The 14,168-nt window shown below is 51.2% G+C and carries 10 protein-coding genes; 7 read left to right on the forward strand and 3 right to left on the reverse strand.

The window, feature by feature from the left end; genetic code table 11:
* The first annotated feature begins 96 nt into the window (after nucleotides 1-96).
* From Enr10x_RS13865 to Enr10x_RS13895, 7 genes are all read left to right on the forward strand, one after another.
* A complete protein-coding gene (locus tag Enr10x_RS13865; protein WP_145106752.1) occupies nucleotides 97-972 on the forward strand; it encodes a DUF58 domain-containing protein in 876 nt (291 codons plus the stop codon).
* The gene (locus tag Enr10x_RS13870) at nucleotides 969-2,021 is read left to right on the forward strand and encodes a hypothetical protein (RefSeq protein ID WP_145106750.1); all 1,053 of its coding nucleotides are present in this window, start codon (nucleotides 969-971) and stop codon (nucleotides 2,019-2,021) included. The genes Enr10x_RS13865 and Enr10x_RS13870 overlap by 4 nt, the downstream gene beginning before the upstream one ends.
* Entirely contained in the window at nucleotides 2,021-3,091 is a 1,071-nt protein-coding gene (locus tag Enr10x_RS13875; RefSeq protein ID WP_145106747.1) for a vWA domain-containing protein, read from the forward strand. The genes Enr10x_RS13870 and Enr10x_RS13875 overlap by 1 nt, the downstream gene beginning before the upstream one ends.
* A 34-nt stretch (nucleotides 3,092-3,125) precedes the next feature.
* On the forward strand, nucleotides 3,126-5,414 hold the full coding sequence (locus Enr10x_RS13880) for a VWA domain-containing protein (RefSeq protein ID WP_145450020.1): 2,289 nt from the start codon (nucleotides 3,126-3,128) through the stop codon (nucleotides 5,412-5,414).
* Between the two features lie 26 nt (nucleotides 5,415-5,440).
* Entirely contained in the window at nucleotides 5,441-8,239 is a 2,799-nt protein-coding gene (locus Enr10x_RS13885) for a BatD family protein (protein ID WP_145450023.1), read from the forward strand.
* Nucleotides 8,240-8,311: 72 nt separating this feature from the next.
* Nucleotides 8,312-9,787, forward strand: coding sequence for a sensor histidine kinase (locus Enr10x_RS13890; protein WP_145450026.1), 1,476 nt, complete (start codon nucleotides 8,312-8,314; stop codon nucleotides 9,785-9,787).
* Nucleotides 9,784-11,157 (forward strand): sigma-54-dependent transcriptional regulator, encoded by a 1,374-nt coding sequence (locus Enr10x_RS13895; RefSeq protein WP_145450029.1) that lies wholly within the window; start codon nucleotides 9,784-9,786, stop codon nucleotides 11,155-11,157. Before Enr10x_RS13890 ends, Enr10x_RS13895 begins: the two co-directional genes overlap by 4 nt.
* A gap of 241 nt (nucleotides 11,158-11,398) precedes the next feature.
* Here the strand turns inward: Enr10x_RS13895 and Enr10x_RS13900 are convergent, their stop codons facing one another.
* The 3 genes from Enr10x_RS13900 to Enr10x_RS13910 form a co-directional block, all read right to left on the reverse strand.
* Nucleotides 11,399-11,785, reverse strand: a complete 387-nt coding sequence (locus tag Enr10x_RS13900; protein WP_145450032.1) for a hypothetical protein — start codon at nucleotides 11,783-11,785, stop codon at nucleotides 11,399-11,401.
* 701 nt (nucleotides 11,786-12,486) lie between these two features.
* Nucleotides 12,487-12,792 carry a hypothetical protein gene (locus Enr10x_RS13905; RefSeq protein ID WP_145450035.1) on the reverse strand — a complete coding sequence of 102 codons (306 nt, stop codon included), beginning with the start codon at nucleotides 12,790-12,792 and terminating at the stop codon, nucleotides 12,487-12,489.
* A gap of 132 nt (nucleotides 12,793-12,924) precedes the next feature.
* Entirely contained in the window at nucleotides 12,925-13,293 is a 369-nt protein-coding gene (locus Enr10x_RS13910; protein ID WP_145450038.1) for a hypothetical protein, read from the reverse strand.
* Between the last annotated feature and the right edge of the window lie 875 nt (nucleotides 13,294-14,168).

Consider the following 14,168-nt stretch of genomic DNA (forward strand, 5'->3'; position numbering starts at 1 on the left):
CTATAGCCAATTTGCGAATGTCATCCGGCAGCAAGCACAGGTCAGTCCCGTCAGTGGACGACCTGTGCCCTGCCCTGTCCATGAATGGATCTCACCATGATTCCACGAGAAGTGATTCAGAAAATTCGCCGCGTACAGATACGCACTTCGCACAAAGTCGATGAAATGCTGGCAGGCACGTGGCACTCGGCTTTTAAAGGTCGCGGCATTGAGTTCGAAGAAGTTCGTCCGTATCAAATCGGCGACGATGTCCGCACGATTGACTGGAATGTCACTGCCCGCAGCGGTGAACCCTATGTAAAGTTATTTCGTGAAGAGCGCGAACTGTCGGTGATGTTGCTGATCGACCTGAGTGGGTCGCAAAGCTTCGGAACCAACCACCAGACCAAGCGTGAAGTCGTGACAGAACTGGGAGCGACGCTCGCGATGTCTGCCATTAAAAATAATGACAAGGTGGGACTGACCCTGTTCACAGATCATATTGAAAAGAGTATCCCGGCTCGCAAAGGTTCGCGGCATGTGCTGCGTCTGATTCGCGAAATGCTGTACTGTGAACCAATCGGAACCGGGACCGATATCCGACAGGCACTGGAACATCTCAACCGTATCTCGAACCGCAAGACCGTCCTGTTCCTGATCAGCGATTTCCAGGATGAAAACTATGAATCCACACTGAAAGTCGCTCGTCGACAACATGATATTGTCCCTGTGGTCATTTCCGATCAGCGGGAAGCCACAATGCCGAATGTCGGCCTGATAAGGCTTCAGGACGCCGAGAGTGGAGAAATCATCACCCTCGATACGGCCCGCCGCAGTAACCGCGAAGCATATGCCCGCATCTATCGCGAGCGATCAGAAGCGCGCGATGCGATGTTTCGACGACTGCGGCTGGAGCCACTTCATATCGAAACCGGCGTCGATATTGTGGAACCTCTACGACGTTATTTTCATAAACGGGAGAGCCGAGTATGAACATCCTTCGAAGCATGCGTGGATGCTCAGGCAACGATGGTTGCTGTGCATCACACCGCGATTCATCCTGGGTACTCAAAATGATCGTATCCGGAGTCTTTGTCTTTCTGTTCGCAGGATTGACGCAGGCGAAACCATTTAAAACATCCTACGAGCAACAGGCGATCAAGGTCTCGATCAGCATGTCGACGACCAGCGTTCGCGTCGCGGAGCCCTTTACCGTGACCTACGAGTTGACTGCACCGTCGGATCAGAAACTGGTCTGGCCCGCTGTTGCGGACCAGCTGGGTCCATTCGATGTCATTGAATCAAACGACTTTTTTGATATCCCCGTCGATTCGGGACGGATGTGGAAACGGGTCCTGACGCTGGAGAGTATTCAATCCGGCAATCTGGAAATCCCACCGCTGGCGGTGAATATGGTGTCGTCCGAGTCCAGTCAGGTTCAGTCAGAACCGCTGAAAGCCGTCAACATTGCGGCACAACCTGTCACTGTCAGCAGCGTACTCGAAGGACGTGCCGATCCAACGCAATTTCGCGACATTCAGTCTGTGGTCGATGTGAAAGTACCTGTTGAGAATACATCCCCCTGGACTACCTGGGGAGTTACCGGTCTCGGCGTCATCTCACTGGCCTGTGTTGCATTTGTGGTCATGGCTGTCCGGGGTCGTTCAATTACACCCGAAAAGTGGGTGTTACAGCAACTGGATGCACTCTCAGCAAAGGTGACAGAAAATTCCGCTGACAACCATCACCAGCTCACCGAACTGACGGATATCACAAAGCATTATCTGGCCCTGCAGTACGACATCCCCGCCAGTCAGCAGACTACACACGAACTGTTACAGCTCCTGGCGGATCGGAACATCGGTTCTACACAAGTTCGAGACGAATTAAACAGTGTGTTGTCACTCGCAGATGAAGTGAAGTTCGCCGGCCTTGATTTGAGTGTGGACGAACTGCAGACCGCGATTCAAACGGTTCGCCAAAGTGTACCTGAGTTATCTAAACCGTTAGTCCCTGCGACAACGATCCCGGAGGTTGCCTGATGTTTGACTCACCCTGGTATTTTTTACTGCTGCTCACGCTGCCTTTCCTGGCGTGGCGTTTGTTTGCACCACAACGAAAACCTGCGGTCCGATTCAGTTCGCTGAACATGGTGAAAAATCTTTCGCTGACCATCCGGCAACGACTCAGCTGGTTACCACGCCTGCTGACGCTGGCTGCCGTTGTATTTATGATTCTGGGCCTGGCCAGACCACGTGAAGGACGTGAGCAGAAAATCACGACCAGTGAAGGGATTGCCATCGAAATGGTCGTTGACCGCAGCGGCAGTATGCAGGCCATGGATTTCAAGATCAACGACGAGCATGTCGATCGCCTGACTACCATCAAAAAAGTAGCCGGGAATTTTGTACAGGGTAAAGGAGAACTGGATGGTCGGTTCAACGATCTCGTGGGGCTGATTACATTCGCCGGCTATGCTGATGGGATCACGCCGCCCACTTTAGACCATGCCCATCTGGTCTCGCAACTCAACAACACCCAGATCGTCACCAGTCGAAGCGAAGATGGCACCGCGATCGGCGACGCCATTTCGCTGGCCGTAGAAAAGCTGAACGCGCTCGATGCACGACGCGACGAGAAGGTGAAAAGCAAAGTGATCATCTTACTCACGGACGGCGAAAATAACGCTGGCGAGGTCGAACCGATTCAGGCAGCAGAACTGGCAGAGACCCTGGGAATTAAAGTTTACACGATTGGCGTAGGTACCAAAGGAGAAGCACCGGTCCCCGTCACAGACCCCTTCAGCGGAGAAAAAGTCGTCCAGTGGATGCCGGTCAACATCGACGAAGCAACACTTCAGAAAGTCGCTGACCTGACTCATGGAAAATACTTTCGGGCGACGGACACCGACTCACTCGAAAAGATTTATGAAGAAATTGACACCCTGGAAAAGACGAAGGTGGAAGCCCAGCACTATACCGATTACCGCGAACTCGCAGTGCAACCATACCGGGCTGGCTCCCTCTATGTCCCCCCCTTGCTGTTGATCGCCTTCGGACTGTTACTGGCACGGTTTGTGCTTGAACAGACATGGTTACGAGAGTTGAACTGAACACCGCGAAATTGCTCAAGAGAGAAAATAGATCATGGACATTCAATTCGGCAATCCGACGAATATCATCTTACTGTTTGTGGCCGCAGGCAGCCTGTTACTTGCGGGCTATGCAGTTGTGGCAAAATACCGCGTTGCGAGACAATTTGCCTCTGCAGACATGACTGACAGACTGTGCTTAACGCCTCGTTTGCAAAAGCACTGGATCTCTTCGATTCTGATTGTCAGCAGCCTGTGTTTACTGGCAATTGCCTTGTGTGACATTCGCTGGGGAAAGGCGGAACGCGAAGTTCCTCAAAAAGGAATTGAAGTGATGTTTTTGCTCGATGTGTCGCGCAGCATGCTCGCGGAAGATGTTTCTCCCAGTCGACTTGATCGAGCAAAACAGCAGATCAAAGACATGGTCGATGAGATGTCCGGAGACCGCGTGGGGCTGGTTGTCTTCGCCGGTGAGACACGGCAATCGGTGCCTCTCACCAGCCACTATGAAGACTTCAAACAGACCCTGGATACGGTCGGACCGCATACTGTCCGGCGCGGCGGCTCATTACTCGGCGATGCGATCAGGGCGGCGACTTCGGGGTTCATCAACAAAACAAACGACCACAAAGCCATCGTCGTTTTCACAGATGGAGAAGACCAGGAGAGCAAGCCCCTGGAAGCGGCTCAAGAGGCCTTCACAAAACAGGGGATCCGCATCTTCACCGTGGGTCTGGGAGACATGGACCAGGGAGCGCGTATCCCGGAAACTGAACAAGGCAATCAGAAATTTGTTGAGTATGAGGGTCAACAGGTCTGGTCAAAAATGAACGGTACCATCCTCAGACAGATTGCCACAGACAGTAACGGCGCATACATTCCCGCCGGCACCAAACGGGTCGACATGGCTGCCGTCTATCACAACTACGTGTCGAATATCGAACAGACCGAGTTTGAAACAGCAACCATTAGTTCCTACACACCACGTTTTCAATGGTTTGCACTGCCGGCCTGCCTGCTCCTGTTACTGGAAGTGCTCATCTCGACAGCCCGGCGAACGGTGAAGTCATCAACTTCCATGCCGACTCCAGACAAGCAGAAAAACTCGAAGATGAAAAACAGCTCGGTCCCTAAAAGTGCGGTGGCTGCCCTGCTGGTCGTGGTCACGCTGTTGATGTCGACAGGCAGACTCAGCGCCGCTGAGACGGGTGTTCCTGCTGAACAGCTCAGTGCAAAGCAGATCAACAGGGCCAATCAACTCGTGAGAGAGGGAGAGTTTGCTAAAGCGCTTGAGCAATATCAACAGATTGAACCAACTCCCCACGACCAGGCAGAATTGAATTATAACGAAGCGGTCACACTGTACCGTCAGGGAAATACGGAACAGGCCGCAGAGATGTTTACTTCAGTCGCAGGTGATGCTGATACCAGTATCGCAGCCCGCGCGCGATATAACCTCGGAAACTGTCACTACGCAACGGGTCTGAAACTCGCGAAACAGGACAAGCCCGCCGCAATAGAACAATTGAAAACCGCCATTGAGCATTACCGCGGTGCCTTACGAGGAAACCCGGATCACACCGATGCCCGCGCCAACATTGAGCTCGCCGCTCAGTTGATCAAAGATCTGCAAGAACAACAGAAAAAAGAAGAACAACAACAGCAGGATCAGCAGCAGGATCAGCAGCAGGATCAGCAGCAGGATCAACAGAAAGATCAACAGAAAGATCAACAGAAAGATCAACAGAAAGATCAACAGAAAGATCAGAAAAAACAAAACGACAACCAGGAACAGAAGTCGGGCGAGCAACAGAAACAGGACCAGCAATCAGAGCAGAATCAAAAACCGTCCGAACAATCCGAGCAACAGAAATCGGATTCCGAACAACAACAACAACAACAACAACAACAACAACAACAACAACAACAGCAAGGATCAAAGGGAGAGTCTCAAGAAAAGTCATCAGAACCGCAACCTGGCGAAGAACAAAACCAGTCAGAGAAATCCGGTTCTGAGAACCAGCAAAGGCAGCCCCAGTCACAACCATCAAAAGGGGCTGAACAGACGCCACAGACTCCTGAACCAGGCAAGCCTGAAGACGAAACAGATCAAGACAAGCAACCGCTTCCCTCGGGAGAATTGACTGCTGACCAGGCTCCGCCACCAGATGAGAATTCGAAAAGTGAATACGCAATCGCTGATCCGAATGCGAAACCCGGTTTAATGAATAAGGAAGAAGCACTGAAGCTGCTGCAGTCGGTACGCGACCGCAATATGTTGCGTCGATTCCGACAGCAACAACTCGAAAAATCACGACAAATCCACGTTGACCGTAACTGGTAATCTCGACTTTAGATACGGGAAAAATCATGTTTGATTCAAACAATTATCTTCAATCCATCCTGGCCGTCATCATTCTCGGAATGGCAGGTAGTGCTGCGTCTGCTGGTGATGTATCAATGAGTGTCTCTTCTCGCGAAGCCTATGTCGGCTCTCCGATTCAGATGCAGATTTCCATCAACAATGCCAGCGATTACGAACAGCCCGATTTACCACAAATTGACGGTGTCGAAGTGCGTTCAGCCGGAGCACCATCGCAAAGCTCGCAAGTGACGGTCATCAATGGCCGCCGAACCGAGAGCCGGAGTGTGGTTCTGCGTTACCTGATCACGCCGCGTCGTGCCGGTACGTTCGAGATCCCTGCCCTGACATTCAAAGTCGATGGAAAAAACGTAAAAACCGAACCACTCAGGTTTGTCGCCACTAAAAGCGAAACCGGCGATCTGTTGTTTGTAGAGCTGGCAGGAAAAAAAGATAAGGTCTTTGTGGGTCAACCGCTCGAAATGACACTCAGGATTTATATCAAAGCCTATCGCGATCAGGATCACGAGCTCACTCTCTCAGAAGGAGACATGTGGAACATGATTTCAGAGCATACCACGTGGGGTTCTTTTCAGAAACGCATTGAAGAAATGGCAAACAACCGTCAGCGTCCCGGCGGTAAAGAAGTCTTGCGCAAAAACGCTCAAGGGGAAGAACGCGCCTATTACATGTACGAGATTGACGCCCAGGTCTACCCCACGAAGGCTGGAAAGATTTCCGGGGATGATATCCAGATCGTTGTCAACTATCCCACGGGCCTGGGACGCTCGCGTGATCCTTTCGCCAGTTTTTTTGACGACAGTCCGTTCGGCGGAGGTTTCATGTCTTCTCCCTTCAGCAATCGGTTATCAGTCACATCTGCGAGACCTGTGGTGGCGGAGGCCACCGTTGATACCACCGAAGTCTTACCCGTACCAACGAAAGGTCGCCCTCTGGATTACCGTGGCGCGGTCGGACAGTATCAGATTGTGACCCAGGCATCACCCGTCAATGTGCATGCAGGCGATTCAATTACGCTCAATCTTGGTATCATTGGTACGGGCCCCATGGAACTGGTACAGGCTCCGCCATTATCAGAATTGCCGGAACTGAAGCAGTTCAAGGTCTCGAATCAGCCTCTGGCAGGCTATGTCCAGGATGACAGTAAGGTCTTTTCGACCACAATTCGGCCTCGCCAGGCAGGGATCACCGAGATTCCCCCGATCCCGTTCAGTTTCTTTAATCCCGAAACCGAACAGTTCGAAACCGTACACTCAGCCCCCATTGCAATCACCGTGAAGAAAGCCGAGTCACTGGCACTGGACGCCATTGTGGGAGCGAAAGGCACTCAGTCAAAAACACAGGACAAAGCGCAGAGTACAGCTGCCCTCGAGCCGAGTTTTGTCAATATTGATACACCGAGCGTACTCACTTCTCAACAACCACAAACTACCTGGAGCTGGTGGTGGCTGTCTGTGATTCTGCCTCCGGTGCTCTGGGTCGTCACCCTGGCAGCCAGGTACCGTCATTGGCTTGTCGAACGGATGCCTTCCCTGCGATCTCCCCGGCATCGCTGCCTTGCTCATATCTCATCTGCCACGGATCAATCAGCGATCGCTGATGCACTGCTGAGATACATGCAGAAACTGTTTCCTGCAAAAGAGGCCACAGGAATCGCAGACAGCTCAAGCGAGTCTGCTCCCACCATCGGGGCGATGCGTTCTGCGGGACTCTACGAACTGGCAGCAGAGGCAGAATTGTTGCTTGAGCAACTCAGCCACAGCCAGGATTCGTATGGAACCGTTGTTGACCTCGAAGAGCAAAGAGCGGCAGCCATCGATCTGGTGAACCGTCTTTCCACCTGCATGAAATCACGGTCCAAACGACAGATCCGTCGTCCCCAGGCAAACCGGGGCAGGAAATCGAAACGCGCCGGCATCGCTCATTCTTTCGTATTGCTGCTGGGACTGGCATCGATGTCAACGACAGTGATGGCCAGCGAAACCGCTGCGACTGCACCAGGGCCCGCGCCACAGGTTGTGCTCAGTCAGGAACAGCGGGAGATTCTTTTCAAAGATGCAAATGAGTCCTATCGCGAAGGACTTGCTCTGGCCAAAACAGACGTAGTCGAGGCCAAAGATGGATTCCTGAAAGCGGCAAGTAAGTATCAGATGCTGGTTGACGCGGGAATCTCGAATGCCAACCTGTATTTCAATCTGGGCAATGCCTACCTGCAATCGGATCAACTCGGTCGCGCGATTGCGAATTACGAACGTGCCCTGAAATTACAGCCGGACAATCGGCAGTTTCAGGCATACCTTAACGCAGCCGAGGCAATGGTCCAAACTGCAGATACGCCTCAGGAACTTACTGGTCCCGACAGGAATCTGCTGTTAAAATTAAAAAACGTGAATTCGATTCTGGTCAAAACGGTTGGTCCACAGGCCATAATCCTGGTCCTTGTACTATCCTCACTGACATTTTGGGGACTTGTGATCTGGCGAACCATGGGCCATCATCTGTCATTGTGGAAATTCGCCACTCTGCCCGGATTGCTGTTAACGGCCGCTCTGGTTTCGATCTACTTACAGGCAGATAATACCGCTCAGCGGGGAAATGCGGTCGTTGTTGAACAACATTTACAATTACATGCGGGAGACGGAGAGCAATTCGCCGAAGTCGCTGAATTGGATTCCGCTGAAGGTCATCGAGTACAAACCCTGGCCCACCGGGGAACGTGGACACAGATCCAAACCGGGAAAGGTCAGATCGGCTGGGTTCCCGATCAGGCACTCGAACTGCTCTGATACTTGCAGAAACGAGAATCCGTTGACCTTTCAGGACCATTCAATGAACGTCTCCCATCAGGAATCACATGAATGAAACTGGCAGCCAAACTGATTCTGATCTTCATGGCAGGGGTCCTGGGGATCGTCGCGCTGTTCTCCTGGCAAATCGTCAGGCAGCAGCGTGAGTGGTCTCAGCAATCCAATGCAGAGAGTGCTGTCGATCTGGTAAATGCCCTCAAGCCCACCATTGAACAGGCTTATCGGGACGGCGGCACGGTGCAGATTCAGCAGGCGATTGAAGTCACTAAACGAACGACTTCCGGATCTGCGATGCGGTGGATCGACCCGGAGAAACCGGGCGAAGCCCAACAGAACCTCGAAACGCCTCCCGTCAATACGGAAACACATGCGCGCAGTATTTCGCGAATTTCGATTTCAGACAGAGACGGAGAAACCAAGCAGTTCACTTATGTGCCGCTCACTCTCCCCGGAGACGTTGCCGGAACAGTCGAAGTTGCCAAGCCGCTGCAGAATTCCGAGGCGAATGTTCGCCGCTCATTTCAAGCCTCGGCACTGTTATTCATCGGTGTCACGCTCCTTTCCGGTTTTGTCATCTACTGGGGCGGCCTGAAACTCATCGCCAGTCCGTTACGAAAACTGATCAGACAGGTCGAACAGATCGGCGAGGGAGAATTCGGTCAACCTCCCGCGATTACTTCGAATGACGAGTTTGGTCAGCTGGCATTCGCAATCAGTCAGATGAGTTCCCGTCTGCAGGAACAGCGGGCAACGATTGAAGCAGAGACCCAGACGAGGCTGCAGACGCAACAGCAACTGCGCCACATCGATCGGCTGGGAACCGTCGGCACACTGGCTGCCGGTGTCGCCCATGAGTTGGGTACACCACTGAATGTGGTTTCAGGGCGTGCCGGTCTGATTTCCAGCGGACAACTCTCCTCAGCAGACGTCAGTTCCAGTGCGCAGACGATTCAGAAAGAAGCCGAGCGGATGACCGCCATCATTCGCCAACTGCTCGACTTTGCCCGCCGCACAGGCACAGAGCAGGCATCGATCAACCTCATTCAACTGGCTCGTCAGACATGCGAACTGATGCAACCACTGGCAAAGAAGGCCCATGTGAATTTAACGGTCAACGCGGATGAGAACACATCTGTGACAACAGTGGGAGATACCGGTCAACTCCAGCAGGTCATCACCAACCTCATCAGCAACGCAATCCAGTCGATCACTGACGGCGGCAAGATCGTAATCAAAGTGCATTCTGAGCAGATTCAACCGCCGGCGATTCTTGAATCTGAGCAAAATCGCTTTGCCTGCCTGGAAGTGATCGATACCGGCAAAGGGATGACCGATACTGAAACGGAACATGTATTTGAACCATTCTATACAACGAAAGATGTGGGCGAAGGCACTGGCCTGGGACTTTCGATTGCGTATGGGATTGTGCGTGAACATGGCGGGTGGATTGATGTCGCGAGTGAGAAAAATCAGGGGTCGACATTTCGTGTCTGGTTGCCCCTGGACGATCAGAAAGAGATGCCATGAACGAAAACTCTGACATTCCGCGAATTCTGGTGATCGATGATGAACAGTCAATGTGTGAACTCATCGAAACCGATTTGCGACTGCGGGGCCTGCATGTCGACTGGTTTACCGATGCCGCGCAGGCCATTTCTGCAATCGATCAAAACAACTACGATGTTGTGTTGACAGACATTCGCATGCCGGGGACAACGGGGCTGCAACTCTGTCAACAACTCACCGAATTTCGACCGGACATTCCGGTGGTCCTGATGACGGCCTTTGGGAGCCTGGAAACTGCTGTTTCTGCGATGCGGGCGGGAGCGTATGATTTCATCACCAAGCCGATTGAAATGGATCTTTTGGCAATCACGGTTCGCCGCGCCGTTGATCACCACCGGCTCACAGAACAGGTCCGGTTGTTAAAAGAGTCCCACCAGGCGATCCGTTCTTTTGGAGACATGATCGGCAACAGCCCGGCGATGCAGGCTTTGTACGACCAGCTCGAACGCGTTGCCGCTTCTGACGCGGGTGTGTTGATCATTGGAGAAAGCGGCACGGGTAAGGAACTGGTTTCAAGATGCATCCATGCACATTCACGCCGGTCGAATCATCCATTTGTAGCGATTAACTGTGCTGCGCTCTCCGAATCCCTGCTAGAGAGTGAATTGTTCGGGCACGTCAAAGGCGCATTCACGGATGCCCGCAGTGAACGCCGCGGTTTATTCCTGGAAGCAGATGGGGGCACCCTGCTGCTCGATGAAATGGGCGAAATGCCCATGTCGATGCAGGTCAAACTGTTGCGAACGCTGGAAGAACGCGTGGTGCGACCTGTGGGGTCGGACAGGGAAACACCGTTCGATGTGCGTGTGATCTGCGCTACCAATCGCGATCTCGAAGCGGCGGTGGCCGACGGAATATTCCGGGAAGATCTGTACTATCGCATTAACGTGATCGGATTGCATTTACCGCCGCTGCGCTCGCGGGGGACCGACATTTTACGTCTGGCAGAGCACTTTCTGAACCAGTTCTCGACAGCCGAAAACAAACACGTCACGGAGCTGGCAGAGGGCGTGGCAGAGAAGTTGCTCAAGTATCACTGGCCCGGTAATATTCGCGAATTACGAAACGTGATGGAACGCGCCGTCGCATTAACACGTCACGATAAGATAACCGTCGCCGACCTGCCCGAAAAGATCACGAACTATCAGAGCAATCAGATCCTGATTGAAGGTCTCGATCCTGCTGAACTCGTCTCGTTGGAAGAACTCGAACGCCGCTACATCACCCATGTGCTCGAAGCCACCGGCGGCAACCAGACCCAGGCGGCCCGCATCCTCGGCCTCGATCGAAAAACCATCTATCGCAAACTCAAACAAACTGATATCGAATAAGGTCGCCCTGTTTTCTTTCACAGAGCATAACCCATAGATACAGATTCGGTTTCACGTAGCATCTTCGAGTTCATCTAAGTGTTTTACTTTGTGAGAGGCTAGATTCATCTGTGGAAGATCTGAACCCCAAATATCTGAGTAAGCAATATCATCCAAGCCCAGCAGGCACGATTGCCGGGAAACTTCAAAGACCTGCAACTGGTGTGTACTATCCACGTCGTCTTACCAGGATGTCCATTGATCAGAATGAAAGCAGTTCCTGATCCTCCTCGAAAGAAGCAAAGAACTGATCTGTGTCCTCATTCCAGTCCGGCAACTTTCGCATGCCGGGCTCAAGCGTGGCTTCCATTACTCCCTGATCGGTATGCTCATAGCCCAGCAGATACCCCAGTTCATGCCGAATCACCGTCCAGAGATCGATCAAACCCTCAGCCACCGCGTTTCCGCTAAAGTCACTGGCAAGAGGCACTGTCAACAGCGTTCGATCTTCCAGCACCTCAACTGTAGAAACCCGATTGCAGCAGGCTGTTTGCCAGAGGCGACGGAGAGCCCGGCGATCGCGGGATCGAATCACGCGACGTTTCCGAAAACGGGAAGTGTGTGTATTGAGCCAGTTCGTAAGCAGCATCCTGCTAACTCCTCAGAAGTATTTGATTCAGCCTTAATATGGTGCTGATGGAAAAACTGCCCTTGTACCTTTTGTGCCAGAGCACAATAGAAAACAATGGGGCTCAGAACAGCCTGAATTTTCCAGGGAGTGGATGTGAACGTGTACGTGAAAGTAGACGCAAACACGGAGACAGGTCGTACAGCAAGTTGAGTAGCAACATTCGATCTTATCCTTAACTCATTCACAATTTCATTTTTGTTTTGAAACTGTGGGCGGGTAAATTAATTGAAGGATGGATGCAGCACTTTGCTTTTGAAAGAGTTGACCTTCAGAAAGGAATTAAATGGATTGATCACCAGTGTTTAGCAGGCCTGCTGGTACATAGACTGATCTATTTTGTATCTAAACAAGCATCCTGATTTCCAGCATAAATCGAATCCTGGAAACGATTTTGCCTGATCGTACAAATCATATGATCAGGGAGGGATTTTACTCGAAACCCATCCCACACCAGGGCACTTCACTTCATCAGTCTGGAACCATCACGGAAACCCGGTATTAACCAGTCCGATAACTTGTCCGACTGTGTCCGATTCAGCAAATCCCAAAAGCGAACGTCCCGCCGGCCGCCTCAACTCAAGTGTCGAATCCAACGGGATATACTGAGATTATTTTCAGTGTAATAATCATCCTCAGGAGGTGTTGCGATAACTGCCACATTACTCTTGAACCCACTTGTGGTCTTCGTCGAATTGCCCTCCGTGTGCTTCTTCAAAACACTTGACGCAGCAACAGCGGAGTTCTCGTGCCCATTCCCCCGGTTGATCAGGCAGAGGCTCAACGCCCGCCATCAAACCATGCGCTTGCGCAAACTCACTGGAGACATGAAACTCCCACGCAAGCACTCCGTCGTATACATACAGCAGATCCACAATTTCGACGTGCGGATCGCTAGCGTCTACACCAAGATCGGGGGAGATCATCAGCCCTGATTGCGGCCCGTGAACTTTGCAAACAACTATCATTCCTTTCCTTTCAGCAAATTCAGCAAGAACCGTAGCTGTTGCGGGTAGAAAAAGGTGTCAGCGACTGTCTTGAAGTATGTCAAGCAGAGTAAAGATTTTGCTCCCATGTCTGATTATTTTTCACCATGGAATTCAGGCCCCGCTAATATCGTCGATCTCAAATGGTGTTATCAATTCCTCGACGGTCGTTGCAAGCTCCAGGTCTAAATCCGCACTGTAGCTCTCGTCATAAAATACGAGACGCTGACTGGCTGGAACCAGCCTTCGATACCAGACTGCGAAGCGTGCGCAATCCAGGATGTTGCCGTCCAGTACGACTGTGTTTCCAGACAGATCTAAACTGCCTTCGACGGAATCAGCCAGCCTCCATTCCAACGAATGAGCGCCTGTCGTCCCCTCCGTCACGATAGCTTCAGGAAATCTACTTTTGATTTCCGTTACAAATTCACCGGCATCAACCGTCCAGTCAGTTTCCGCCACTGGTGATATGAATATTTTCATTCTTGATCCTTATAGAGAGACATTTACGGCCCCAGGGACGAATTAAAAAGGGGGCAGGACTGTTAGTGATATCAAAGAACCCTGCCCCCCTTTTAGAAATGTCAGAAAACAGAAACCGGTGAACAGCAGCAGATTATAGGTGATTCGTTTTCAAATAAATTCAGACATGAATCATGTAAGTTCGATTTTATTTTTCAAAAAAATCTGTTGGCGTTTATGCATTATCAGTTCGGACAGATTCTAGAAATCTATGTCGGCGTTGAACCATTCCGAGGAAACATATGCCTTTGATCCAAAGCGGGGTGAATAAAAGGGGGTGAATAAAAGGTGAATAAAAGGTGAATAAAAGGGTCAGGTCTCTTTTATTAAATAGACCTGACCCTTTATTCTCCCCGTGGCCCATCAAATCTTCCTATCAAGCGCTGTTCCAGAGAATCTCCCCCCCTCTTGATGTACTTACATTTTCTTAAGGTAACCACGGAATGCATGATCTGGCAAAGCCAAATGCCATGTGTCTCCACTCGATGTCTTATATATTTCTACATATCTGGTTGTTTCAGAAGGATTGAGACCACAACTCTTAAGCGATCCATCACGGACAAGGGATTCGATTGTCGCTTTCACAATTTCATAATCTTCATCGTTCTTGAATAATTCATACTCGTGTAGAGAAAGTGACATTTCAATCACCTTAAGCTAAAAATATAAACATCATTGAACGTTCACTCTCGATTAGAATTTCAACCCAACCACCAGGTCCAGCGTCTGGATACGAATTTGTTTTGAACTCCCAATCAGGTGAGAAAAAGGTCTCAGGAAACGTTTCCTGCTCCCGCCTGTATTGAGGACAGTTCAAGCATATGATCTATCCTAAA

Source organism: Gimesia panareensis (genome assembly GCF_007748155.1).
In the GTDB taxonomy this organism is placed as follows: domain Bacteria; phylum Planctomycetota; class Planctomycetia; order Planctomycetales; family Planctomycetaceae; genus Gimesia; species Gimesia panareensis.